This is a genomic window from Jezberella sp. (assembly GCF_964834465.1).
On sequence record NZ_CBAZRM010000014.1, the window covers coordinates 50,678 to 77,202 of the forward strand.

The following is a 26,525-nucleotide window of genomic DNA, read 5'->3' on the forward strand; positions in this document are numbered from 1 at the left end:
GATATGATTCATATGAGCCGGGTGAAACTCTGTCCACACGATGACCATCGAACACAATCAGACCAATCTATCGCTTCGCCACCTTGACACTGCAGTTGTCTCGTGTGTTGTGCCCGCTTACAACGAGCAAGCAAACCTGAGTCTATTGCTGCCAGCATTGCAGGCGATGTTGATTTCCGTTTGCACCTGCTGGGAAGTCATCGTGGTTGACGACGGTAGCAAAGATCAAACGACAGAGCTGATGCTTGCTTGGTCTCAAAACCCTGGGTTTCGATACGTGCAGTTGTCTCGCAATTTTGGCAAAGAACCGGCGATCACTGCAGGCCTTGAAGCGGCCAAGGGAGATGTTGTACTGATTCTGGATGCTGATATGCAACATCCGCCAGAATTGATCCCTTCCATGCTGCAGCGATGGGTGACGGGACGCGACATGGTTTACGCCGTCAGAGCCCACCGAAACGACGAAAGTTGGGGTAAGCGGGTCGGATCAAGGTTGTTTTATCGTTTACTGTCGGTCTCAGGGGATGTAGAGGTTCCGTCCCACGCAGGCGACTTTCGCTTGTTGGACAGAAAAGTGGTTGACGCTTTATTGCAGTTGCCAGAGCGAAATCGTTTCATGAAGGGTCTGTACGCCTGGGTCGGTTTCGATTCAGAGGCAATGACGTATACCCCCGCCTCCAGACAATTCGGTGAGTCTAGGTTCAACGTGTTCAAACTCATGAGCCTCGCCCTTGCGGGTTTAACAGCATTTACCACTTGGCCGTTGCGTGCGTTGAGCCTGCTTGGCTTTTTTGTGTCGATTTGTTCGTTTTCCTATGGTGTCTTTATTATTCTTGAAGACTGGCTCATCGGTAACCCGGTAAGCGGGTGGCCGACGATCGTCACCATCTTGTGTTTTTTTAGCGGTCTGAACATGTTGGCGCTGGGCATCGTCGGGGAATACATCGCAGGTATCTTCAAGGAAGTCAAAGGCCGACCTTTATATTTAGTCAAAAGAGATCAAGGAATCCTTTACAAGAGATCAGCGGCAGATCAATCAAACGAGGGGCGCTCGCCTTGACTCGATGCATTGGGATTTGTGCCGACGATTTTGGTCTTGCGCGCGGTATCAACGAAGGGATTCTGCGGCTGATCGATCAACAGCGCCTAAGTGCGGTGAGTTGCTTGACGCAAGCGGCATATTTTGCCGAGGATGCAGCGCAGTTGGCCTGCAGCAACACCGATATTGGCCTGCACCTTAATTTTACCGAACCGTTGGCGGGTACTGACATCAGGCAGCCCGTTGCCTCTTTAATTTTGCAGGCATATTTGCGTCGTTTGCCGATGCTTCGGGTGCGGGCGCAAATCGACCATCAACTTGACCTGTTCGAAAAGGGCTGTGGTCGAGCGCCTGATTTTATTGACGGACACGAACACGTTCATCAGTTGCCGCTGATTCGCGAAGCCCTGCTGGCGGCGCTTGTGCAGCGATATCCCAAACGCTCAATCTGGCTCAGAAGTACCCGGCCCGGGAAACTTACTCGCGGTTTACCGCTGATGCAAAGGGTCAAAGCACATTTGATTGGTGCACTTGGTGCAAACGCGCTTCGCACGCAAGCCCAGCAACAGGGGTTTCGAATGAACGCTGATTTTATGGGGGTCTATGACTTCGCGCGGCCGCATCCTCATTACTTGACCATGCTTGACGATTGGTTAAGCCAGGCCGTCACCGGTACATTATTGATGTCCCATCCCGCAACGAGGGTTGAGGGGGCTGACCGCTACGGTTTAGACCGAGTCACCGAGTACCAAGTGTTAGGCAGCGAAGCCTTCTCAGCACTGCTTTCAAAACTTGATCTAAAAATCAGCCGTTTGTCGACCCTGAACCTTGCGGCTTAACCCGAGTGATTTCTTGGGTTTCGAATTCTGATTTGCCATAAAATTTGACACCCAGTTCGATTCGGTCACGTCCCTGTGATCGTCGATGGCGGTTAGTGTCACGAAGCGAATAGACGCAACCGCAGTACTCTTGCTGGTAGAACGCTTCGCGCTTGCTGATTTCAATCATCCGTTGAGAACCACCGTGCTTGCGCCAGTTATAAGTCCAGTACACGAGATCGTCATATCGTGCGGCAGCACGTTCACCGCAGCCGTTGATCTGATTCATGTCCTTCCAGCGAGAGATGCCGAGCGAGCTAGAGATCGTGTCGAAACCGTGTTCGTGTGCGTACAACGCGGTGCGCTCGAATCGCATATCGAAGCACTTCGTGCAGCGTTCGCCTCGCTCTGGTTCATTTTCTAGACCTTTGATTCGGTCAAACCAATTGTCAACGTCGTAGTCTGCATCGATGAGTTCGATGCCGTGTTGCTCTGCGAATCGAATGTTTTCATTCTTCCGGATTTCGTACTCTTTGACTGGATGAATGTTTGGGTTGTAAAAGAAAATAGAGTAGTTGATGCCCGCTTCCAGCATGGCCTCCATGACCTCGCCAGAGCAAGGGGCGCAACAAGAGTGCAGCAAAACTTTGCTGCGTCCTTCTGGCAAATTCATCGTGGGGCGTAGTGGCGTTTTCATACACCTATTTTAATTTGAGATTGCTATTTTGTCTCAAACACGTGTTTCCATAAATTCTGAATCGACTCTCGCTCGAACACCAATTCAGTCGTCGGAACGCGAGCTTTGTCGGCACCCTGCAAACGAAGTAGATGTTGTCGATGGCGCAGGGATCGATAGCTGTTTGCACCAATTGACGCGAGTTTGGCATCAATCAGCCCTTCCTCGGCAGCCAGGCTAAGCAATCCAATATTGCCAAGATTTTCGATCAAACCAACATGATCTTTCGCGTAGCGAAGTACCAAATACTGAGTCACGAATTCTAAATCAACCATCCCCCCGGGGTCATGTTTGATGTCAAACAGCCCACTACGATTAGGATGGCCAGCGGTGATTTTTTCTCTCATCAGCAAAATTTCTTGCTTCAGTCCAACCGGATCCCGCTCACGGCAGAGAATGTTTCTGCGAATTTCCTCAAACTTCAATCCAACGTCGAGATCGCCTGCACAAAAGCGTGCACGCGTGATGGCCTGATGCTCCCACACCCACGCGTGCTCTCTTTCATAAGTTTCAAAAGCGTCAACCGAAACGGCTAATAAACCGGCCTCACCATCAGGTCTTAGCCTTAGGTCAACCTCGTACATTCGCCCAGAGGATGTCAACGTTGACAACCAAGAGGTCAAACGACGACTCAGCTTGGCATACTGCTCTTGCGCGCTTTCCCTTTGATCTTCGTACAGAAAGACGAGATCAAGATCAGACGAATAGCCGAACTCTTTACCGCCAAGCTTCCCATAGGCAATGACCGCAAGCCTTGGCAATACTGGCGTATCATCAACGCCGGGCTTGACCACTAAAGACCAGACGCGATGGATCGATTCTTGCAACAACAGGTCGGCAAGCGATGAAAGTTGATCAGACAGACGTTCGACCGATAGCAATCCTTCAAGGTCTTGAGCGAGCAATTGGAAACTGATTTGATGTTGTAAATCTCGCATCAGATTCATTTGTTGCTCAACATCCGGTTGTCCGTCACCGAGCATGCATTGATCCAGATCTTTTTTCAGTTGATCTCGCAGTTGATCGAACTCAATGGGTTGCATCATGCTTGACCATGAGATCAAGCTGTCGAGCAACATGGGATGTCTGAGTAAGTATTGTGCCGCCCAAGGGCTTGCAGCCATCAGTCGCGTGAGCTTGTTAAGCGTCCCTGGATACTCCGCTAACAGAGCCAAATAGGCACTGCGCTGCGCAATTGTCTCTAAAAAATCCATCATTTTGTAGGTCGTCGCCAAGGGGTGTTCAGTTTGAGCTGAGGCTGCCAGGGCACTGACTAAAATGGATTCGAGTCGTTGTCGGCTATGCGTGGTCAATGATTGGATTCGATGGCTTTGAAAAAAGAGCTTGAGCCGGGTCGATAACTCTTCGCGTTGATGCCCAAATTTAGCAATAGCCGATGCCAGCGGAACTGAAAACAAGTGATGAGTGCTGATAAAGTCTGCGGCGGGTGAGGGCAGTACGTCGGTTTCATCGCTCAGGCCGGCGATTCTAAACGCCTGCTTGAATTGGCTAGAAACAAATGAACGATGCGCTGACAGTGTTTCCCAAAAAAACTTTTCTGATAAGCCCATGGCCGCGGCAAGAGCGCTCTGAGTTTCTGGATCTTTTGGCAGCAAATGTGTCTGGGCATCTTCTCGGTATTGCAACAAGTGCTCTGTTTTTCTTAAAAATCGGTATGCCTGTTCGAGTTGATCGGCAATGTCCGGATCCAACAATTTGTTTAAAACCTGACTGTGCAGCGCTTTGATGAGGTTACGCTCTCTCAGTAAAGGCGTTCGCCCACCTCTAATCAACTGGGTGAGCTGAACGAGAAACTCGATTTCCCTAATTCCACCATCGCCCAGCTTGATGTTAGACGAGACGTCTAAGCCTGCTCGGCCTGAGGCACGCTTTTCCCAATCTTGTCTGATCTGAGCACGCAAATTCCGCAATGCCGCCAGTGCGTCAAAATCAAAATATTTTCTAAACACAAAGGGTAAGCGCATCCCCTCGAAACTCTTAATCGCTTCGTCTGGTTGACTACTTTTAAACGCTTTCGCGGGCAGCACGCGCGCTTTGAGCCAAGCATAGCGCTCCCACTCCCGACCCTGAGTAAATAAATAGTGTTCGAACGCGCTAAGACTCCAGGCCAAGGCACCAGAATCGCCATCTGGACGAAGCCGTAAGTCGGTCCGAAATACCTGACCGTCCCCGTCGAACGCAGAAAGGATCGGCAATATTAATTGAGTGAGTTTGACGTAAAACTCATGGTTACTGATTTTTTTTGGCCCCGACGTTTCTCCTTCTTCGTCGTACAGCATGACCAAATCGATATCTGATGACACGTTTAGCTCGCTACCGCCTAGCTTCCCCATACCAATCATCATCATTTCTTGAGGCAGTTGCGTCTGAGGGTCGATAGGTTCACCCCAGCGTTCTGCAAGCTCCCGAGCGCAGGTCTGATACGCCTGTTGCACAGCGATTTCTGCCAGTGTGGTCATGGCACCAGTGACTTCCTCTAACGTCGCCAGGCCACCAATGTCTCTCACCATCGACAGAAAAAAAACTCTTTTCCGTAGCAGTCGCAGGACTTTTCGGCAGCGCTCAGTATTTAACGTCGCGGCTGACACGGGCTGACCACTCAGCTCTACAAACCAAGTCTGAATCACGTCGCGATTAAGCACAACGTGCGCCTGCGACTCAAGCCAATCGACAAAAACGAGGTCTCCTTGAGCCAAACGGCGTAGCGTCCCAGACCACAACATTGCTTTGTCTACAATAGACATATTTCTACCTGTTAAATTGGCGCGTTTGCTGAACTTTACAACTTGGTTGGGTTATAAGTGAACGTCAGGACGCAAATCCACTGCTCATTGATAAACTGCAAGTGAAGTTGTTTTTTTACGATAAAAAGATACGGTTTTGTTAGTCCTCAGAAGAATCCTGCGTGTGTTACCCGTGCTGTTGATTGCCACCTATTTTTTGTCGGCAGGGGTAATGCTCAGTGTTAAATATCTCGTCTTACCCGATATTGACCGTTGGCGTCCGCTGATAGAACGCAAACTGTCACTCGTCATGAATGCCGATGTACAAATCGATGACATCTCGGCCAAATGGACGGGCTTACACCCGGTTTTGTCCCTGAAACAGCTGTCTGTTACCAATCATGACGGCACGAATTTACTCAAAATACCTGAATTGGATGGGGTGATTTCCTGGTCAAGCATTTTCTTAGGTGCTCCAGATTTTGTTCAGCTTAGCATTCATGACTTGAGTCTGACGGCATTTAAAAGAGCCGACGGTACCCTCGTGTTGCTTGGCATTGAATTGCCCCCGTTTGATCCAGGTCAAGTCAATCACCCATTGCAGGTCCCTGCGGTGAGTTGGATACTCAATCAAAAATTACTTGAATTAAAAAATGCCAATCTGGTTTGGACGGACGAGGTGAGGCCAGGCCGATCCCTAAGAATATCCGACATCAATCTCACCGTTCAAAATGGTTTACTGAGCCATCAAATCCTGTTGACAGCGCAGGCACCCCCAGAGCTGGGTGGGCAAGTATCCGCCATGATGCGTATGGATCAGGCATTTACTCAATATGTGCCAGCTCTCGGGCGAAAACTTGAGCTTTTCGGACAAATTGACAGATTTAAGCCTGAGGCGCTCCAAGAATGGTTCGACTTACCTCTTGTTGCAGGTACCTATGGCGCTAGGGCTTGGGTTGAATTTCACAACGGCCAACTTGGCGAAACGACGCTTGACGTGGTGGCACAGAATGCCAATGTCTCCGTTGGTTCCTCAACATTTCAAGCCAAGCAATTAAAAGCCAGGTTGAAAGGTCTGTTAGCCGATATTCTTCCTCAGGTTGAGTCGCCGTTGCTGGTCTCAAGTGCCGGTCACAGTAAAGGGGTGCATATCAGCGGTGCATTGCAAGGCGCCAGATTAACCAGTCAGATGTTTGAGCCCAACCGGCTTGATCTCGGCCAAGTCGACGTTGATGCAACCATTAATATATTAAATCTTACCGGTGCATCGGTTAACTTCACCAAATTGGCGGTGAAAAACAGCGCAACGGCATTTAGCTTGCAAGGTAGTTGGCATGCCGGTGGTGTATTGGGTCTTGGCTTTGCGGATGTCACCGGTTTGATTGAACATCTTGACGCCAATTATTTGTATCGCTATCTCCCGACGCTGGTCGAGAAAGAAAGCCGTGATTGGTTGCATCAGGCATTTCTGTCTGGTGAATTTATCCAGTCTAAAGTCAAACTTGCGGGCGATTTGTCGTACTTCCCGTTCAACGACTGTGGCAATTTTGGGCAGTTTAGGATTGAGGGTCAGTTAAAAAACATTCAACTCGATTATGCACCCCCCACCAAACTGATTGCCGGTTGGCCTGTCTTGGAAGAGCTTAACGGGGCTTTTAAATTTGAGAGATTGGGGGTTGATGTCAACGTTCAAACTGGTTTTTTTAAATCGACAGGCAAAGATCGAGTAAAGATAAGCAGTGCAACGGCGAGTATCGCAGACCTCTACTACGACCCGTTCATTCGATTGCACGTCAATACCGTCGGTGCTGGACAGAGCTATATCGAAACGATTGTGCAGACCCCCTTGGCAGAGCGGTTTGGGGAAGGGCTTGCTGATGCAAAATTAACGGGATCTTTGGCTGTGCCTGTTGACTTGGTCGTTAACCTTTTCCGACCTGAAGAGATTGACGCGAGTGGGCATATTGCCATGGATGGTGAATCGCTTGAGTTATCCAAGGATTTGCCACTGATTGAGAACATGAGCGGTCGCATTGATTTCTCCGGAGAAACTGCAAAATTCACAGACGTCCGAGCACAGATGCTCGATGGAAAGATCCTCGTCGACGGCAGTTTCGATCACGAAAATGGTGTCGTTAAGGTCGACGGTGAGCTAGGGGCTGCCTGGGTCCATAAAATGATTGGCGCCTCGCTGCAAGACCTAGTGACCGGTGATTTGCAATATAAAGGCGTGATGAAACTAAACGCCAATGGCGGCATCGACGTATCACTCACGTCATCGCTGAAAGGATTGAGCCTTAAGTTACCTAGCCCGTTTGGCAAATCTGCCGAACAGGATGTGCCATTGATTATCAAGTATGTCGGCACACGCAAAGAGGCTGATCAACGCAAAAGCTTGTTTGTTTCATACGGACCTCGCTTGAAAGGTCGATTCGAACGTACGTCGACTAAACACGGTTCGCCCCTGTTTGACAAAGGGGTAATTACTTACGATCGTGTGGGCACGCTGCCCAGCAGCGGTTTAGCGGTCGAAATGACCCTGCCGACGGTTGACGCGGATATCTGGAGTTCGTTGCTCGCACCCACTGAAAAATCTCAAAAGCCCCCCAAAGTCACTTCAGAGCAGTTCTTACCGCCTTTGACGCAAGTCAAGCTCAATGCCCAGCACTTGGTGTGGGGAGACGTTGGTCTCAGCGATGTTGATCTCAAGCTCGAGCATAAAATATTACCTTCGAGCGTGTGGCTGGCGAATCTAAATTCTCAAGAAACGGGTGGCACGGCCGAATGGGTTCAAGGCAGTGCGTCGAAGATTGGCAAATTAACCGTCAGATTGTCAAAAGTGGTTTACGGGTCGGCCGCCGAAGTTGTCAAAACCGATACTGACCCTGATCAGATCAAGCCAAGTGCAATTGACGCAGCCCTCGAAGATGACAGATTTTCAGATATTCCGTCGATCGATCTCACGATTGACGACTTGACGATGTACGGCACCAAGCTTGGCCAGTTCAGTTTAAAAGGGTCAAGTAGTGAGCGAGGCAAAAAGTGGGATATTGAAAGCCTTCACGTCGTTAATCCTTATGCCACTTTAGAGGCCAGTGGGGTTCTTCGGATACCCAGTGCACAGCGGGGTGTTACCTTAACGAGCAAGCTCAACATCTCGGATCTGGGCGGATTGACCAATTACATGGGCTATCCAGGGCATGTAAAAGACGGGGTAGGGGTCTTGAATGCCGATATCGACTGGCGCAATTTTCCTTGGGCTTTTGATTATGCGGGTTTGTCGGGCAAGGCTGATATCAATTTAAAAAACGGCGTGTTTGAGAATTTAAATTCGCGCAGCGCCAAATTGCTTGAATTGTTGTCTGTTCAATCCTTGCAACGCTTATTTAGTTTGAATTTCAAAGCAGGCACCGTTTTTCAAAATGGATACCCGTGGAATGTCATTAGTGGCAAATTCGCCATCAAAAACGGGGTCGTCTCAACAGAAGATTTGACGACGTCTTCTCCGGTGGCAGAGATCGTCTTAAAGGGCAACTCTGATTTGAAAGAACGCCAATGGGATATGCATGCAGACGTGAAGCCAATTTTTGATATGAGCGGCACCGCAGTGGCATCGGGTTTCGTGGTTAACCCGTTTGTGGGGCTTGGTGCCCTAGTGACTCAATATGTATTGCGTCGACCAATCGAAAATGCACTGACTGCACAATACAAAGTAACCGGTCCCTGGGACGATCCCAAATTGGATCCCATTGGTGCGAGTCCTTCTGCGGTAGGCGCGGAAGGAGCACCACGCTAATTATTTTTTCATCATATCGAAGAATTCGGCGTTGTTCTTCGTCGAACGCATCTTGTCAAGGATGAATTCCATTGACTCGACTTCGTCCATGCCGTGGATAAACTTTCGTAAGACCCATACTTTTTGCAAGAGATCTGGCTTAATCAATAGCTCTTCACGACGCGTGCCAGATTTATTCAGATTGATCGCTGGATAAACGCGTTTCTCTGCTAAGCGACGTTCAAGGTGAATTTCAGAGTTACCCGTGCCTTTGAACTCTTCGTAAATCACTTCATCCATCCGGCTGCCGGTTTCGATCAACGCTGTGCCGATAATGGTTAGCGAACCGCCTTCTTCTAGGTTACGGGCTGCACCAAAGAAACGCTTGGGGCGCTGTAGCGCATTAGCATCAACCCCACCCGTTAGCACCTTACCTGATGCCGGGACAACGGTGTTGTAAGCCCGTGCCAAACGCGTAATCGAGTCAAGCAAGATAACAACATCTTTCTTCATTTCAACCAGACGTTTTGCTCGCTCGATCACCATTTCTGCCACCTGCACGTGACGGGTCGCTGGCTCATCGAAGGTCGAAGCAACCACTTCGCCTCGCACCGTTCTTTGCATCTCAGTGACTTCTTCCGGACGTTCGTCGACCAGCATCACTATCATGACAGCGTCAGGGAAATTGGCTGTGATGGCATGCGCAATGTGCTGCATCATCACCGTTTTTCCGGATTTGGGGCTTGCCACAATCAAACCGCGTTGCCCTTTGCCAATCGGCGCGAAGATATCAAGAATCCGACCCGTCAGGTTCTCTTCGCTTTTGATATCGCGCTCAAGTGGCATGACCTTATCGGGATGCAGAGGCGTTAGATTTTCGAACATGATGCGATGTTTCATCGCTTCGGGCGGGAAGTCATTGACCTTGTCTACTTTGACCAAAGCAAAGTACCGTTCGCCTTCCTTGGGTGTCCGTACTTCTCCCTCTATCGAGTCACCCGTGTGCAAGTTAAAGCGACGTATCTGTGAGGGGGAAATATAAATATCGTCTGTGCTGGCTAAATACGAGGTGTCGGGTGATCGTAAAAAACCGAAACCGTCAGGTAAAACCTCTAGCACGCCGTCGCCAAAAATTTGCTCACCCAGTTTCGCACGCCGCTTCATGATGGTAAACATCAGCTCTTGCTTGCGCAGCCGGTTAGCGTTTTCTATTTCAAGGCCGGCGGCCATTTCTAGTAGCTGCGAGACGTGCAGCGCCTTCAGTTCATTAAGGTGCATTGATGTGCGTAAAAAAAGATCTTGGGGTGGGAGGGATACAACTAGAAGAAAAATGGCGGGCCTCGGACGGACCCGCGCGCGGTATCTTTACTTTAAATCGCGCTTTTGAGCCAATCGCTCAGTTGTGACTTGGATAACGCCCCAACCTTGGTAGCCGCAACCTGACCGTCTTTAAATAACATCAAGGTCGGGATGCCACGTATATTGAATTTTGCCGCAGTTTCTTGATTTTCGTCAACATTGACCTTCGCGATTTTCACCTGACCAGCGAATTCTGTTGCAAGTTCTTCAAGAATTGGTGCAATCATCTTGCACGGACCGCACCAAGCAGCCCAGTAATCCACCAGTACTGGCTCAGAAGAATTTAACACATCAGCCTCGAAGCTGACATCGCTGACATGCTGAATGTTTTCGCTCATGATTGTTCCCTGCAAAGCACAACTGCTAAAGTTTATGACATTAATACAGCAGATTAGAGCATAACATTAAGACTAACAGGTAAAAATCATCCCATTGATGCGCTTGAGGGTGGGACAATACCGAGGCTGCGCATTTCGCCGAACGGCTCTGCTGACAGCGTTGAGCATTCTTTATCCTCTCTGGTGATATGCGCGTTATTGCACGTATTTTCCGTAAAATGCAGTGCTTTTTCCACAGACAATTGGGGATAACTTGAGTAAGACGTCTTACAACGAATCATCGATCCGCGTGTTGAAGGGGTTAGAACCCGTTCGCCAACGTCCAGGGATGTACACCCGGACGGAAAGCCCATTGCACATTATTCAAGAGGTCATTGATAACGCTGCCGATGAAGCCCTGGCTGGTTTCGGTAAACATATCCAATTAACCCTGCATCAGGATGGCAGCGTGACCGTTGAAGATGATGGGCGCGGGATCCCTGTTGGCCTTCATCCAGAGGAAAAGGCGCCCGTGGCTGAACTGGTGTTCACCCGTCTACATGCAGGGGGCAAGTTCGATAAGAAAGACGGGGGCGCGTACGCATTTTCTGGTGGTCTGCATGGCGTGGGTGTGTCTGTCACTAACGCCTTATCCAAGCGCCTTGAACTTGTCGTTTGGCGAGAGGGAGGCTGTCACCGAATGGAGTTTGCCAACGGTGATGTCACGACGCCTCTTGGTCCTGCACCGGCATTGGCAAGAAAAAAATCGGGCACACGAGTGCGTGCCTGGCCCGACCCCGTTTTTTTTGACTCGGCAGCAATCCCTCTCGCAGAGTTGACACATCTGCTTCGCAGCAAGGCCGTCTTGATGGCTGGCGTTAAAGTATCCCTGCATATCGAGAAAACGGGAGAGACCCGTTCGTGGCAATACGAAGCGGGCTTGGCTGGTTATTTGAATGAAGCCCTGGCTGGGATAGAGCTCAAAGTGCCATTGTTTCAGGGAGAGCAATTTGCACGCGCAGACGATGAATCGTTTGCAACGGGCGAGGGCGCCCAATGGGTGGTAGCGTGGTCCGACGAGGGCAATGTAATTCGAGAGTCTTACGTTAATCTCATTCCGACACCAGCTGGTGGTACGCACGAGGCAGGTCTCAGAGACGGCCTGTTTACAGCGGTTAAAGCATTCGCTGAAATTCACAGTTTGATGCCAAAGGGCGTCAAGCTTCTTCCCGATGATGTCTTTGCCCGCACAAGCTTTGTCTTGTCGGCCAAAGTGCTTGACCCTCAGTTTCAGGGGCAAATAAAAGAAAGGTTAAACAGTCGTGATGCCGTTCGTCTGGTCGGTGGTTACGTGAGGACGTCACTCGAGCTGTGGTTAAACACCCATGTTGAATTCGGTAAGAAACTGGCTGAACTTGCCATTAGACAAGCGCAAGCCCGGGCAAAATCCGCACAAAAGGTTGAAAAACGTAAAAGTTCAGGCGTCGCTGTGCTTCCGGGCAAACTCACTGATTGCGAGTCAACCGACATTTCAAGAACCGAGGTGTTCTTAGTCGAGGGCGACTCAGCGGGCGGCTCAGCGAAAATGGGGCGAGATAAAGAGTTTCAGGCGATTCTCCCCTTGAGAGGCAAAGTCTTGAATGCCTGGGAGGTTGATCGTGATCGATTGTTCGCCAACAACGAGATTCACGATATTGCGGTTGCAATTGGCGTTGATCCCCACGGACCAAACGACCAACCCGACTTGTCTGGTTTGCGATATGGCAGGATATGTATTCTGTCTGACGCGGATGTGGACGGCTCTCACATCCAAGTCTTGTTGTTGACACTTTTTTACAAGCACTTCCCAAGGCTCGTTGAATTAGGCCACGTTTACATTGCACGCCCCCCATTATTCAGAGTCGATGTACCGGCGGTTGGTAAACGGCCTGCTCGAAAAATCTATTGCTTGGATGCAGGGGAACTCGAGGCCTTAGAAGATAAATTGCGTCAAGAAAATGTGCGCGATGGTTCTTGGGGTATCAGCCGATTCAAAGGTCTCGGTGAGATGAATCCCGAGCAATTATGGGATACCACCATGAACCCCGATACTCGTCGAATGCTGCCAGTCGGTTATGGCGAAATGGATTCTGTATCGACGACACGGATGTTTGACATGCTGATGGGTAAGGGCGAGTCCGGACAAAGACGCAGCTGGATCGAAGAGAAAGGCAATCTCGCCGAGTTAGATATTTAAGGCAAGCGAATGAACGACGTATTACAACCGGACCTGTTCGATCAGGGCGAATCAAGTGAATCGATCACACTCGGCAAATATGCCGAGCAAGCATATCTCGATTACGCGGTCTCTGTCGTCAGAGGTCGTGCCTTACCCGACGTTGGTGATGGACAAAAACCTGTTCAACGTCGAATTCTTTACGCCATGCAGGCGATGGGGCTTCAATCGGGATCACGCCCTGTTAAGTCGGCACGCGTGGTCGGTGATGTACTTGGTAAATATCACCCTCATGGGGACCAAGCCGCTTATGAGGCTTTGGTCAGAATGGCTCAAAGCTTCACGCTACGTTACCCGCTGATTGACGGTCAAGGTAATTTTGGTTCGCGTGACGGGGATAATGCAGCGGCGATGCGCTACACCGAGGCAAGGTTGACACCGCTTGCTCGAGTGTTACTGGACGAGTTAGATGAGGGGACAGTAGATTTCGTCCCTAACTATGATGGTAGTCATCAAGAGCCTGCAATGCTACCTGCTCGACTACCTGTCATGTTGCTTAATGGCGCGTCAGGGATTGCTGTGGGTATGGCAACCGAAATCGTATCGCACAACTTGCGAGAAATCGCTCAAGCTTGCGTTGCGCTGATTAAACAGCCCAAACTATCTGAAACAGAGCTATTGCAATTGGTGCCTGGGCCGGATTTCGCAGGGGGAGGACAAATCATTACCTCGCCTGAAGACATCGCTCTTGTCTATCAAACGGGGCGCGGCTCAATTAAAGCCAGGGCACGTTGGCAGTTCGAGGAAATGGCTCGTGGGCAATGGCAATTGGTGGTCCATGAGCTTCCTCCCGGCGCCTCTTGCCAACGGGTCTTAGAGGAAATTGAGGATTTAACGAATCCGAAGGTAAAAACAGGTAAAAAAGCACTGACCCCAGAGCAGCAGCAAACCAAGACCCAAATGTTGGCCTTGCTAGACGCCGTTCGAGACGAGTCGGGTAAAGACGCGGGTGTGCGTCTCGTTTTTGAACCTAAAACCTCAAAGATAGATCGAGATGAGTTTGTCACTACCTTGTTGGCTCAAACCAGCATGGAAACCAATGTCTCCGTTAATCTGGTTTGTATTGGCACTGATGGCCGCCCCAGACAAAAGCCGCTGCGAGAAGCACTCAGCGAATGGGTTGAGTTTCGTCTTGCGACCGTCCTTCGAAGAACTCGTTTTCGTTTGGACAAGGTTACTGATCGGATCCACGTGCTCGAGGGCAGAATGCTGGTCTACCTCAATGTCGATGAGGTGATTCAAACGATTCGTGAATCCGACGAACCGCGGCCAGCGCTGATGGCAAGATTCAAGCTGAGCGAGCGGCAGGCAGATGACATTCTGGATATGCGTCTGCGTCAGTTAGCAAAGCTTGAAGGTTTTAAGATTGAGCAAGAACTCGCCGATAAAAAATCTGAGCAAGCACGTCTGCAAGAGTTAGTAGAGCAGCCCTCTGCACTGAAACGGTTGGTGACAAAAGAAATTGAGGCGGACGCTAAACAATATGGTGATGATAGACGTACGCTCATCGAAGTGGCTGAGCGCGCTGTGCGAGAAGTCAAAATTGTTGATGAACCTGTCACCGTGATTGTGTCGCAGCAAGGCTGGTTGAGGTCGAGGCAAGGTCATGGTCACGACACGACTCAATTTACGTTTAAAAGCGGAGACGATTGTTATGGCGTCTTCGAATGTAGAAGCACTGATACGCTCATTGCCTTTGGTGACAACGGCAGAGTCTACTCTGTCCCTGTTTCTGGTTTACCGTCAGCGAGAGGTGATGGCGCGCCGGTAACCTCAATGATTGATTTGACGCCCGGTAGCCGGATAGAGCACATGATTGCGTCTGCTGCTGAGCAACAGTGGCTGTTGACTACCAAGAAAGGGTTTGGTTTTTCAACGAAACTGACCGACATGACTAGCCGTCAGCGAGCTGGTAAACAGTTCGTCACGCTCGAGACCGGGGATACTTTGTTACGCCCGGCACGGCCGATCCCGGGTGCTACCCACGTTGCGCTTTTCTCTGCAAAAGGCAAACTCCTCGTGATTGCGCTTGACGAGGTTAAAACGCTATCTGGGGGCGGGCGAGGAACCATTCTGATGATCATTGACGAGTCAGATGCGTTGTCGCAATGCGTGCCTATCTCAAGTCAAGGTTTGAGAGCGACCGGACTCTATAGAAACAAGCAAGTCGAAGACCTGCTTCAAGGGGCTTCCTTAGCGTCGTATGTCTCAAAGCGTGCCCGTAAGGGCAAACTGCTCGACGCTCGACCTAAAAACCCTGTTCTGTCTCCAGTGGTTTAATGGCGACAGTGCTATAAATCTGCCCATCCCAAAAACTCAGGTTAGCTTTTTATGTCTTTTCAAATCACCATTCAACCAAGTCAGCATCAATTCAACGCTCAGCCAGATCAATCTGTGCTTGACGCTGCGCTGGCTGCCGGTATCGTGTTGCCCTACAGTTGTAAAAGTGGCGCTTGCTCTACGTGCCGTGGCAAAGTCGTGCGTGGTACCTATGAGGCGGGTACAAGTCCGGCACAAATCTTGAGTGCTGAAGATATTGAGGCTGGTTTTACCTTGTTTTGCCAGGCGAAACCCACCTCCGACATGGTAATCGAGTCGCGAGAGGTTAGATTTGCCACGGATATCCAGATTCGCAAGCTCCCCGTTCGTGTCACTGCAATACATACGGCTGCGCCCGATGTAAAAATCCTGACACTGCAGCTGCCGGCAACAGAGACGTTTCGTTTTTATGCAGGCCAGTACATTGAATTACTTCTGAAAGACGGTAAGCGTCGTAGTTATTCCATGGCAAATGCGCCGCACGATGCTGCGACGCTTGAATTGCATATTCGACACATGCCGGGTGGTTTGTTTACAGATCATGTGTTTGGCAGTGGCGCGACACAGATGAAAGAACGCGAAATTCTTCGATTTGAAGGTCCGTTTGGTTCATTTTTTTTACGAGAAGATTCAAAAAAGCCCATCGTTATGGTGGCAAGCGGTACCGGTTTTGCACCCATTAAGTCAATCGTCGAACATATGATTCACCAAGGTATTCAGAGACCCATCAATCTATATTGGGGTGGTCGTCGACCAGCTGACCTTTACTTGGACGAGCTAGCCAAAGGGTGGGCCCGCGATTTGCGAGACTTTACGTACGTTCCTGTGGTGTCTGATGCTTTGGAAGAAGATGCATGGACTGGTCGCACTGGATTTGTACACCATGCGGTCATACAAGATTTTCCTGATATGCAACAATTTGAAATCTATGCGTGCGGGGCACCCATTGTTGTCGAATCGGCCCGTAAAGACTTTTCGGCAAAATGCCGGTTACCCGAAGATGCGTTCTTTGCAGATGCGTTTACCTCTGCGAAGGACGTTTGATCGAGTGTGCCAAGCATGCCGGTTGCATTTGTTCGATGCCAACTTCCATTCATTAACTTTGTAGTGCCTTATGAGGATTACCAGCTTGTCTTACCCCACTCGTCTTATTGCCACCCTTAGTGCCAGCTTAATCTGTGCGCTCTCTCAAGCAACCACCGAAATTGAGGTGTGGCATACGCTTAACCCAGCTAACCGCGCAGAGTTTGAGAAGATCGTCAAAAGGTTCAATTCAGAGCAAAGCGATGTCAAAGTCGAATTAAAGGCGTTTGTCGATCAGACGGCGCTTGCCAGCCCAGAATCACGTGCTTTAGCTGCAAAGCGTAAGCCTGACTTGGTGCAGATTGATGACAATCGTTCGCCTGATGTCATTGCAAATCATCACGACATCCTCCCTCTTTATGAGTTTGCAAAGAAATATCCGATTTCAGACTTGAACTCTATTTTGGGTCAAACCAGCGGTTTCATTCGCGACAAACAAAATCGGTTACTGGCGTTTCCGTTTATGGCGGAAATCCCTGTGATGTTCTACAACGTTGATGCCTTTAAGAAAGCGGGATTGGATCCTAACGCGCCTGGTGCGACTTGGTCTGCGTTGCAAGCGCAATTGCTGTTGCTTCGCGACAAAGCCTATTACGACTGTCCCTACGCAACCAGTGAACAAGTCTCTGTGCATCTCGAAAATTTGGCGTCGATGAACAATTCGCTGTACGCTACCCCAAACAATGGTCTCGATAATGCGAAGGGCGTTGCACTCAATTTTGATACGCTTTACATGCGCCATATGGCGCTCATGGTGAGCTGGAAAAAGGTCAATATATTTTCTGTCAATAGCAACAGCAATCAACCGGACGGACTGTTTTCAGAAGGGAAGTGTGCGGTGCTGACGACCGGATCTGGTTCGCTGGGGCAGTTTGTCGCGACCAAAGATTTAAAGTTTGGTGTTGCTCCTTTGCCATATTACGATCAAGTAACCACCAAGCCCGGGGTTCCATTTGTCAGCGGATCGGCGTTTTGGATAACCAGTGGACAGCCCGTTGAACAGAACAAAGCAACAGCAAGTTTTCTTGCCTATTTGTCTAAGCCTGTGATTGCAGCAGCGTGGCATCAACAGACTGGTTTCTTGCCGCTAAACGATGCTGCATCGCGCGCAGCAGACGTTTCTTTCTATAACAGCATTCCGGGTCTGAAACTGATTGTTGAAAACATGCGCCAAGCAACCAGCAAGACGAATCGAGGGTTTCGTTTGAGTGGTTATGCTCGCATAGAACCCATGCTGAGCGCACAACTCGATGCAGCACTCTCTGGGCAAGTTCCGCCAGTCAAAGCCTTAACGATGGCGATTGAAGACGCCAAAATGTTGTCAAATGAAGCACCTCAAAGCACACCTCCATCAGCAGCTAAAAAGGCCAAAAAATAGTTGTTAGCTATACGACTGCCTAAGTGAAGGCCAACCCCTGATTTCACGTCCAACGACGAGCTGACTTGCCAGCGAGTGTTTGTGGGCAATCACGAGGTTGGCTCTTTTTTTGCGCGATCAGATGCTGTCGCTTTCTGTTCATGTATACGTAGGTTTCACAATTGTTGTTTGATGCATCCGCGGTCATGATGTCGGTCGATTCCTTCTTCGTGATCATCGATGTTGACAGCGCGTCTTGTAATAATTTTTTCCTGCTTGCTTGTAGAGGCTTGCGCGTGGCCCTCAAAGCCAGCTCGTGGGGAAAGCGGTTTTGATGGCAAATTACTCAACAGTAGTGCCGGTGCATTAAATTTCAACTGGCGTTTGCTCGGCGATAAATCGGTTGGTCCCATTCAAGTATTTTCAGATACTGAACAAATCTGGCTGCAATGGCGACCATCACAGGCAATCCCAATCATTTCAGCGAAATTGCTCCATGGAGAACAGTTGCTCGAATACACCCGTCGAGGTGATTTGATTGTCGTCTCAGGTGGATGGGATCATCTCTACTTTCGGCAAGGCAAGAAAGCTGCTGAGGCACATCGTCACCGGTTGCCAGTCCCCAACGAAATAGTTGTCTCTGCTTCAGCCGCAAAAGAGAGCGTCGCGGTAAAAGCGACCCCTTCAGTCACCTTTGACTTGAGACCTGAAGATCTCCTGTTGCGTAGGGCACTCGTCAGATGGGCAGCGTTAGCAGGCTGGCATTTTTTGTCTGAACATTGGGCCGTCGATGTTGATGTTCCAATTTCTGGTTATGTCAGTTTTCCGCATCCTTTCGAGCAATCCGTCAGGCAGCTCATGGCGGCTACTGAATTGTCTGATCGACCGCTTCAAGCCTGCTTTTACTCAAACCGAGTGCTTCGGGTCGTGTCCGCGACACAATCCTGCGATCCAACCATGAGCCGGGAAGGTACGCCATGATCATTGGTCGGCAGATGCTGATTTTGGGTAGTTTCCTGTCTTCGGGATGTACCTTTCATGAGGTACTAGAAGAGCATCGACAACGGGTCGCGCTATCAACAGAGAACGTAGAAGGCCGAATCGATCGATTCAAAAAGGCGGCGACCAACGGACAAGTTCGACTTGAAGCACAATCGGTCAACAAGCCGTGGGTTGCGGGTAAATCGATACCTGTCGCGAGAGAAGTCTTATTGCCAAAAGCCCTGCAACGGCGGGTTGAGTCGACGTTGCTGTTTGGATCGACCGCATTTGATCTACCTGCAATCGCACAGAGGCTCAGCATTGCCATCGACCTGCCCGTTCGAATTAGCCCAGAAGCCTTATTGCCTTCATCAATGTTCGCACCACGCACATCACTCAACGTGCCCGGTGAAATCGTGTTGATGCCAAGCGAAGCTGCTTTTCCTCGTGGTTCGCAACCGTTGGCCAAAATTCTGGATGTCATTGCACGGCGCTTAAATATCTATTGGCGATACGAATCTGGCGCAATCATTTTTTATCGTACGCAGACTCAAGTGTTTGATGTGCGCCTATTAACGACGTCTGCCTCAGTTGAGATGGCCTTAGGGCGATCTAGCGCCGCAGGTGCCGGTGGGTTTGATAGCAGTGCCCGCACGGTCTTGAGATCAACGGAACAAAGCGCACTCGATGCGATAAAGGTAAAAGTTGAACCCTTCTTGACCAAGGCTGGTGTTGTCACCGCCCAATCTGGGGCTTCCAGTTCAATTGTGGTTACCGATGTGCCAGAATCGCTATCGAACATCGCACAGTTTATCGAGAAAGAAAATCGAATTCTCACCCGTCGTCTCAGACTGGTGTTTGAAGAACTAACCGTTGAAACCGAGAATGACCAAGAGCTTCGCGTCGATTGGTCAGCTGCCGTGATGACTGATCATTTAACGGCCTCTGTAAAAGGGCCAATCACTGCGAGCGAAGACGACCTGTCGACCTCGGCGGTTGCTGTCGCAGCACCTGGATCCAATCCTATTCAACTGATGCTTCAGGCACTTTCTCGCCAAGGCAAAGTCATACGACATAGCACTATCCCCATGATGACCATCAATCGTCGGCCCGTGACACATGCTGTCCGTACGACCTTCTCCTATATTGATCAGATTAAAACAACCCCAGCCACTGCAATAAAAAGCGATGGTAGTGAACCCCAAAACGGGTCGGTTTCCGTGAGTCAAAAAGAGGAAACGGTAGGCGCTTTTTTGACCATCTTGCCAGATGCTCAAGAAGACGGCCAAATTCTTATTTCAATTGCCTATGACAATACCGTTGCCCAACCTCTAAAAACGGTGAGCTTCGGCGGAAGTGGAAAAAACCTCTCCGTCCAACAAATTGTCATTGACGGCAACGGTTCGGTTCAGCAAATAGCGTTGCGCTCTGGGCAATCCATGTTGATATCAGGCTTCGAACGCACAAAAGAACAAAGCAAATCGTTAAGTTTGTCGCCAGAGCTTCCCGCTATCCTTGGTGGCAGCGACCGTATAGGTAAAAGCAAACTCATTACGGTGATCGTGCTGACTGCGTTACTGGAGGATGGCTAGTGCAGTCAGATGAGCAGATGGTGGCGTCTTCTTCGGGTCAAATTCGTCAGTCATCAGCCGATTCGTTTCTGACCGACGCGGGCGAGCAGTTGCTGGTTGGCATGAACTGGTTTGCGTTGGTTGGGTCTAACCCGCGTCAAGAGGTACTGCAGCGCGCGCGCGCGACACACGCGACTCACTACGTGTTCAGCGGCTCTGACGCACGTGTCGCTGCTTGCAAACGCCGGATCAATTCACGGCACATTGCCGGCAACACTTCAATTCATCGTCGATTATTTTCACTCGCAGCTATTTTTGCATCTCGTCATCCGTTAGGTGCGCACGTCTGCCTCTTATCCGATTCACAAGAGGGATATTGGCTGATTGCTTGCAGTGAAGGCTATGTTTTGTGTAGTAGCGATAAGCATTTTTCATCAAAGCAGTCTGCTTTGCACGCAGTTGCCGACTTAAAGACCCGATTCATCGATCTTGACTTGACGACGCTTGAAGCGACTTGGTGCTTGCAAAGGCCTACCTGGCTAGAAGGTGATTTTCCAGTCTGTTCGGTGGTCAACAAGATCCCTGATTGGTATGCCAGGTCAAGCTCGATTAAAGCAATGCTGATCGCGTCTGCAACGATTGGAGCTTGCTGGATGTGGTTTGGTTCGACCTCGGGCGAGTCAACTCGTTTGAATGGTTCAACGAATCACGGCGGATATCCTCCACAAACTGGCGTCAGTCTAGATCGCTTGTCGGATCGAACGGATGAGCCCGGATCACTCTGGGCGAGCATTCAAAAATGGTCGACATTGCCAGTAGAAAAAGACGGCTGGGCTTTGACGTCGTTGGATTGTGAATCTGTTCAAATGCTTTGGCAGTGTCAGGCGATCTATCGCCGGCGATCACCGGCGGCGCGTAATCACCATCTACAACATCTCAGCGTCACTCATGCCACCCTGGCATTTGAAGATCTGGATCGAGCGATCGTTGGATGGGTTGACGAGCATCACGCTAACTCAGTCGTTTATTCAAGTATTGATGATCTGAAGTGGCTCGATCAGATTCGTGAAATCGAGACTGGATTTGAGTCTGTCCAGGTGGGATCTGTTCGAGCCCACGCCAGCAATCAAAGCCATACCCTGAGGTTCAAAGGGCCACTGCGATCAGCGATTCTAACCAACCGACTTTTACTACCTATCTATTGGACGCGAGTATCCATCTCAGTAGACGCTTCATCTGAGACGCACAACAGCGGAAAGGGCAGTGCACTTCAATTCATCGCAGAAGGGGTTTTATTTGTTCTTTAAGTTGACTATTTGGTGGCACTGCGTAGGCGCTGTGGTACTGCTCTTCGGAACGACACTTTGCGCCGCCGAATCCAATATCGAGCAAACCGTTAATTCCCTGATGGAAGCCGAAGCCCTTGCGGCATTAAAAAGCGCAAGCCATTCCACCCCCGCGCGGTCTGACGATATCGCGGCATCACCCAAGGCGAAGACCGCGGATAAGTTACATGCCATTTACGGCCTCGGTAACAAGTTGACCGCCGAGGTGACGATCGACTCGGTATCCATGAGTTTTCGGTCAGGCGTTTTACAGCCGCTGTTCGGGCTTCGGATTGGCTACGAACTCGTCAATATTGATCCGCCTTGTGTGAAGCTCAAGCGCGAAGACGTCGTGAAGGAAATTTGTCTGGATTTCAAACCCCAATGAGTTGGTTCCGCACAAGTTTCAAGACAGGCTCGCGTGATGCTTCTGCTGTTTCAGGGATGCTGGTCAACACCCATGAGGAACTTAGTCAGCTACGCCCACGTTGCAAGCGATTGCTGGCCGTTGAGCTTGATACAGTAAGCCTGCTCGATCGGATGTGCCCTGTACTGTTTGACGATGGCAGTGCAGGTTTATTTGTTATTTGCGGAACCGATCATGATGATCAAGTAGCAGCCGTATTGGATCTCTTGATGCGCAAGAAATTTAAACTACAAGAGCGGCCTGTCTATGCCGTGTCGCGGCCCGTGTTGTTGAGTTTGATTAAACCACTCCGATTGAACGACGAGCGCGCTTTATCGTCAGGATTGCGAGGGCAAGATCGTCGTCCTGCCTTAATTCGAATTTTTGATGAAATTATTGAATGGGCGTTTGATGCGGGTGCAAGTGACGTCCATTTCAACGTTCGTACTTCTGACTCTCAGTCACTGATCAGATATACGATAGACGGACATTACGTTGAAGGTACAAAATTCTCTCAATATCCAACGTTGTTCATGCTTGAGATGCTCAGCCTCGTGTGGATGGAGATCAAAGGCGGGAATGGTGCCGTGTTTGATCCCACCATTGAACAACAAGGCCGTCTTGAACGCACCGCAAAGGGGATACAACTGACGCTCCGGTGGGCATCGCTGGCGACCGATCACGGTCCGAGTGTATGCCTGAGGCTGTTGCGATCTGATCCAACTGCGCTGGCGCCTACCCTGATGCAATTGGGGTATCTGCCGTCTCAAGTTGACACTTTTGAGCGAGCTGCCTTGATTGAGGGTGGTGCAGTGGTTTTATCTGGATCCGTTGGTTCGGGCAAATCAACCACCATTGCAACATTGATGAAAAATATTCCGGCCAACCGGAAAATCATCACAATTGAGGATCCTGCCGAGTTCGTGATCGCCAACGCCTTACAAAACACGTTAACTCGGTCTTTAGACGGTTCTGATAGACAGGTATTCGATTCAAAACTAACAACCATTAAGCGATCTGCCATGAATGATTTGCTCATTGGTGAAATACGAGATGCCGCAGGTGGTCGGGCTTTCATGGATCTCGCTGCTTCGGGCGCAAGCCTCTACACGACCGTTCACGCGCGGTCGTGCTTACTGATCTGTGAAAGACTCAGTTCAAGTTTGATCGGCGTTTCACGAGACTTCTTGGCAAGTCCTGGTGTTCTAAAGCTACTTGTTCATCAAATGCTGTTACCAGCGCTTTGTCGCGCTTGTTCGATAAGATTTTGCGACGTACCCGCGCAGGCAAACTGGTTGTGTGCCAAGGGCCATGCTAGACCTTATCAATGGTTTGTTCGCTGGATTAAAGCGCTGACATCTGCTTATCAACTGAACGTAGAAGCCTTGCGCTTTCGTAACGTCAAAGGTTGCGAGGTTTGTAGAGCTAAGAAAATCGAATCCCTATTTGGACTGGAGAGCAGGACAGTGGTTGCTGAGATGATCGAGCCCACCTGCGAGTCGGATTTTTTAGACGCGTTAAACGATCCAAATCGCTCAACGTTGAAATACTGGTTCGACACCCGCTCGCGGGCGACGCTGACAAACGACAATATGTTTGGCAAATCAATCTTTGAATGCGCCATTTTTAAAATATCAATCGGACAAATTGATCCACGGTCGGTTGAAACAAGGTTTGGGCCCTTTCAACTGTCTTTGTGACCCTAGGATGATAGAAAGATACTACCGACAGGGTCTGATGGTCATTTCTTTGGTCTGTTCAATGAAATGGTTCAGAAGCCATTACCAACGGCTATGCCTATCAATCTCTGCGCGTGTTTTTAAACCCTACCGTGCCGATTATTACGCCTACCTCAGTGAAATGATCGGGCTCAACGGTGGTGGTAAAACACTTTTGAAAATTCTTGAAGCAGATGCCAAGCGATATCGTGGCCGTGGTGCCCGTGGCTTGCTAGCCAACTACTGGGCGAATCGATTGACCCTAGCCTCTGGCGATGTGTACTCGACGTTTGATCAGACTTTACCCCAAGACGACATTGTTGCGTTGCGTACTGCCCAACTTGCGGGCGGTCAATCGCTCAGTTTGGTGTTTGGGAGTTTGGGTCGTTGTGTACGAACATACGACGAAGCAAAAAATAGCTTTTTACAAACAACGTCTGTCGGTTTTAGCGCTTGGCTGGTGGCGTTGCTGTCGATTATGGCGATGCCATTTTTTACCCACGATCGTTTGTTCATGGCGTTTTCTATGGTCCCCAGTGAATATTACGGGCCTTGGACAATTCGATTCGATCAGCTCTCTCAATTGCTGCGTTCGTACTGGTGTCACGCGCTGGTCGTGAGCTCGATTTGCCTCGGTTTCACTGGGTGGTCTGTTGAAAATTATGTGGGTCCATTTCGCTCTGTCCTGGATCGTTGGTTTATTTGGAAGTTGTATCGATCCCTTCAGGCAATGAGGTTCCTGTCCTTGCTAGCGGTACTGATTCAGCCACAGGGCAGCGAATTAGCCCGACTGCGTCATGCATTGGTTGTGATGTCAGACAATCGCTGCGCATGGCTGGACCATCACCTGCAGACGATGCTCTCGAGGATTGATGTGGGCTTAGGGTCAGTGCAAGCGTTGGACAGCGGTTTGATTGATGAAAAAACCTGGTGGTTCTTGTGTGATGTTGCGGAAATCGCAGGCCTGGATCAAGCGATTTTTCGCTCTGCCGACCGGTTGGGAACAAACGCCTTGAACGAGTTTAAACAAAGTGCGCAACAAATTCGATGGTCTTTACTGATTTTGGCTGTCATCGTTGTGATGGGCATCGCGCTCGTACACGTTAAGGTAATCGATGAGCTCAGGCAGGCCATGGCTATTGCGTATGCATTTAACTAAATGAAAGGATCAGTGATGTGTATGACTTATGGTAGTGGCCACAATTCCTTGCGCACAAAAGATGTGACCAAGCACCGGCAGCAGCAGGGCTTTTCTTTGATTGAGGTGTCGATTGTCACTGCAATCATGATGCTGATTGCCATTATTGGAATTCCTGCTATACAAGCTTATGTGATTGAAAATAAAGTGCCGCGAGTGGCAGAAGAGATGCAGCGTTTCGTTGCTCGAATAAAAGCAAATACACACGGTTTCGGCGCAACGCCTTACCAGGGCATTCACAACGGCACACTTGCCTCCGCCCTGAGAGGGTCGAGTGTGATTTCCGTTTCAGGTGAAGGTGCGACAAGCAACATCGCGCACGGTCTGGGTGGATCAGGCGTTAGTGGGCGAGGGGTCGTCCAGATCGAAGCTCAGAGCTTGGCGGGTTTTGCACGCGGTTCGGCGTTTTCAATGACGTTTACAGATGTCAATGATGCAGCTTGCCCCGCTTTGGCTTCAATTTTGCAGCGTGTCGCGGAAATCGTTGTGATCTCGGGACGAAATGGTTCAGCTCAAGTCAAGAACGCCACGCAGATTCCACCTCAGCCGTACAACCCAATCCTCGCAGATGCTCAGTGTTCTGCGGGCGATAGCAATCAGTTCCAGTTCGTCATTCGCTAATGGCACGCAGGCATAAGCATGATCAAAAGCAACAGGGTTTTCTGCTGTTCGAGCTAGTCGTGATCTTGATGATTGCTTCATTGCTAGCGGCTTGGTCAGCGGACCGATGGGTCAATGACATTGAGGATCACGCGGCAGCATCCAGTGGGGCGTGGCTCGTTTTGGTCGGCAATGCGGTCAGGCAAGAGTTGAAACTGCGAGCTGATGCGTTACAAACGAGTCGACTTAAAGGTGCTGCAGCATTGGCTGAATTCAGAACCCATCGGGTCAAAAAGCTAGAGGTGAGTAAGTTGATAGAGGCCGGACATTTGCCTGGCAGCTTCGTGACAAAACCGTCATTACCTTACCAGTTGGAGATTTATATCCGACAAGTTGTTCGCGCAAATTGTGTGAATGCTGCCTGCGCGCTGGAGGCCTTATTGGTTTTGCGGCCAGATGGGACCGAATCCGAAAATGCGCAAGATAGTAATCGGTTGGGCAAGTTACTCACGACGCTGGCCGGGACGGGCTTGGTCGTTCATCCTCTGGCCATCTCTCGGTTAAAGGGCGCGCCACTTGATTTGCCTAACCCACCTTGGGAGACCATCCCAACCTTACCCGTGGGCACCGTCGCACTGCATTTCTCACATCCGATTTCGTTGAGCCCGCAAGATAGATTTGGAGGCGCTTTCGTGTCTGCGGCAGGGGCGAATTGCAAGGGGTTGAATTCTCCTGACCAATATGTCAACCCATTGACCGGCGACTGCAACTGCCCGGAGGGCTATTTGGCCAGACTCGTGGCTGAATGGCGAATCGACCCACCATACGAGCATTCATTTCACGCAACAGGTGTCCGGGCCTATGTTTGTGTTGCTCCCCTATAATCAGTGGTTTATCCGATCCG

General features: G+C 50.0%; 19 protein-coding genes. 15 read left to right on the plus strand and 4 right to left on the minus strand.

Translation table 11 applies throughout. From position 1 onward, the window contains the following. Positions 1 to 40: 40 nt before the first annotated feature. Together AC1W8Y_RS11980 and AC1W8Y_RS11985 are read left to right on the plus strand one after the other, a co-directional pair. On the plus strand, positions 41 to 1,060 hold the full coding sequence (locus AC1W8Y_RS11980; RefSeq protein WP_482014714.1) for a glycosyltransferase family 2 protein: 1,020 nt from the start codon (positions 41 to 43) through the stop codon (positions 1,058 to 1,060). Beyond that, positions 1,057 to 1,878 carry a ChbG/HpnK family deacetylase gene (locus AC1W8Y_RS11985; RefSeq protein WP_482014715.1) on the plus strand — a complete coding sequence of 274 codons (822 nt, stop codon included), beginning with the start codon at positions 1,057 to 1,059 and terminating at the stop codon, positions 1,876 to 1,878. The genes AC1W8Y_RS11980 and AC1W8Y_RS11985 overlap by 4 nt, the downstream gene beginning before the upstream one ends. On the opposite strand, the gene AC1W8Y_RS11990 is transcribed toward AC1W8Y_RS11985, so the two are convergent. Then, entirely contained in the window at positions 1,844 to 2,554 is a 711-nt protein-coding gene (locus AC1W8Y_RS11990; protein WP_482014716.1) for an epoxyqueuosine reductase QueH, read from the minus strand. The genes AC1W8Y_RS11985 and AC1W8Y_RS11990 overlap by 35 nt on opposite strands. A 23-nt stretch (positions 2,555 to 2,577) precedes the next feature. Further along, positions 2,578 to 5,358, minus strand: a complete 2,781-nt coding sequence (glnE, locus tag AC1W8Y_RS11995; RefSeq protein WP_482014717.1) for a bifunctional [glutamate--ammonia ligase]-adenylyl-L-tyrosine phosphorylase/[glutamate--ammonia-ligase] adenylyltransferase — start codon at positions 5,356 to 5,358, stop codon at positions 2,578 to 2,580. A 136-nt stretch (positions 5,359 to 5,494) separates the two neighbouring features. Here glnE and AC1W8Y_RS12000 point away from each other — a divergent pair, with 136 nt between their 5' ends. Then, positions 5,495 to 9,133: a YhdP family phospholipid transporter gene (locus AC1W8Y_RS12000; RefSeq protein ID WP_482014718.1), complete on the plus strand. Its 3,639-nt coding sequence runs from the start codon at positions 5,495 to 5,497 to the stop codon at positions 9,131 to 9,133. Here the strand turns inward: AC1W8Y_RS12000 and rho are convergent, their stop codons facing one another. Further along, complete coding sequence (gene rho / locus AC1W8Y_RS12005; RefSeq protein WP_482014719.1) at positions 9,134 to 10,390, minus strand: transcription termination factor Rho; 1,257 nt, start codon at positions 10,388 to 10,390, stop codon at positions 9,134 to 9,136. A 92-nt stretch (positions 10,391 to 10,482) separates the two neighbouring features. After that, entirely contained in the window at positions 10,483 to 10,809 is a 327-nt protein-coding gene (trxA, locus tag AC1W8Y_RS12010) for a thioredoxin TrxA (RefSeq protein ID WP_482014720.1), read from the minus strand. A 253-nt stretch (positions 10,810 to 11,062) separates the two neighbouring features. Between trxA and AC1W8Y_RS12015 the strand changes: the two genes are divergently transcribed. From AC1W8Y_RS12015 to AC1W8Y_RS12070, 12 genes are all read left to right on the plus strand, one after another. Continuing rightward, on the plus strand, positions 11,063 to 13,024 hold the full coding sequence (locus AC1W8Y_RS12015; protein ID WP_482014721.1) for a DNA topoisomerase IV subunit B: 1,962 nt from the start codon (positions 11,063 to 11,065) through the stop codon (positions 13,022 to 13,024). A 9-nt stretch (positions 13,025 to 13,033) separates the two neighbouring features. Then, on the plus strand, positions 13,034 to 15,343 hold the full coding sequence (parC, locus tag AC1W8Y_RS12020) for a DNA topoisomerase IV subunit A (protein WP_482014722.1): 2,310 nt from the start codon (positions 13,034 to 13,036) through the stop codon (positions 15,341 to 15,343). A gap of 51 nt (positions 15,344 to 15,394) precedes the next feature. Further along, complete coding sequence (locus AC1W8Y_RS12025; RefSeq protein WP_482014723.1) at positions 15,395 to 16,426, plus strand: CDP-6-deoxy-delta-3,4-glucoseen reductase; 1,032 nt, start codon at positions 15,395 to 15,397, stop codon at positions 16,424 to 16,426. An 85-nt stretch (positions 16,427 to 16,511) separates the two neighbouring features. Beyond that, the gene (locus tag AC1W8Y_RS12030; protein ID WP_482014724.1) at positions 16,512 to 17,843 is read left to right on the plus strand and encodes an extracellular solute-binding protein; all 1,332 of its coding nucleotides are present in this window, start codon (positions 16,512 to 16,514) and stop codon (positions 17,841 to 17,843) included. A 255-nt stretch (positions 17,844 to 18,098) separates the two neighbouring features. Further along, positions 18,099 to 18,803, plus strand: a complete 705-nt coding sequence (locus AC1W8Y_RS12035) for a TrbG/VirB9 family P-type conjugative transfer protein (RefSeq protein ID WP_482014725.1) — start codon at positions 18,099 to 18,101, stop codon at positions 18,801 to 18,803. After that, positions 18,800 to 20,395, plus strand: coding sequence for a type II secretion system protein GspD (locus tag AC1W8Y_RS12040; RefSeq protein WP_482014726.1), 1,596 nt, complete (start codon positions 18,800 to 18,802; stop codon positions 20,393 to 20,395). The genes AC1W8Y_RS12035 and AC1W8Y_RS12040 overlap by 4 nt, the downstream gene beginning before the upstream one ends. Next, the gene (locus AC1W8Y_RS12045) at positions 20,395 to 21,681 is read left to right on the plus strand and encodes a hypothetical protein (RefSeq protein WP_482014727.1); all 1,287 of its coding nucleotides are present in this window, start codon (positions 20,395 to 20,397) and stop codon (positions 21,679 to 21,681) included. The genes AC1W8Y_RS12040 and AC1W8Y_RS12045 overlap by 1 nt, the downstream gene beginning before the upstream one ends. Continuing rightward, the gene (locus AC1W8Y_RS12050) at positions 21,671 to 22,087 is read left to right on the plus strand and encodes a hypothetical protein (protein ID WP_482014728.1); all 417 of its coding nucleotides are present in this window, start codon (positions 21,671 to 21,673) and stop codon (positions 22,085 to 22,087) included. The genes AC1W8Y_RS12045 and AC1W8Y_RS12050 overlap by 11 nt, the downstream gene beginning before the upstream one ends. Next, positions 22,084 to 23,805, plus strand: a complete 1,722-nt coding sequence (locus AC1W8Y_RS12055; RefSeq protein WP_482014729.1) for an ATPase, T2SS/T4P/T4SS family — start codon at positions 22,084 to 22,086, stop codon at positions 23,803 to 23,805. The genes AC1W8Y_RS12050 and AC1W8Y_RS12055 overlap by 4 nt, the downstream gene beginning before the upstream one ends. 61 nt (positions 23,806 to 23,866) lie before the next feature. Next, a complete protein-coding gene (locus AC1W8Y_RS12060) occupies positions 23,867 to 24,982 on the plus strand; it encodes a hypothetical protein (RefSeq protein WP_482014730.1) in 1,116 nt (371 codons plus the stop codon). A gap of 21 nt (positions 24,983 to 25,003) precedes the next feature. Beyond that, positions 25,004 to 25,642, plus strand: coding sequence for a prepilin-type N-terminal cleavage/methylation domain-containing protein (locus tag AC1W8Y_RS12065; RefSeq protein WP_482014757.1), 639 nt, complete (start codon positions 25,004 to 25,006; stop codon positions 25,640 to 25,642). After that, positions 25,642 to 26,505: a pilus assembly FimT family protein gene (locus AC1W8Y_RS12070; protein ID WP_482014731.1), complete on the plus strand. Its 864-nt coding sequence runs from the start codon at positions 25,642 to 25,644 to the stop codon at positions 26,503 to 26,505. Before AC1W8Y_RS12065 ends, AC1W8Y_RS12070 begins: the two co-directional genes overlap by 1 nt. Positions 26,506 to 26,525: the final 20 nt, after the last annotated feature.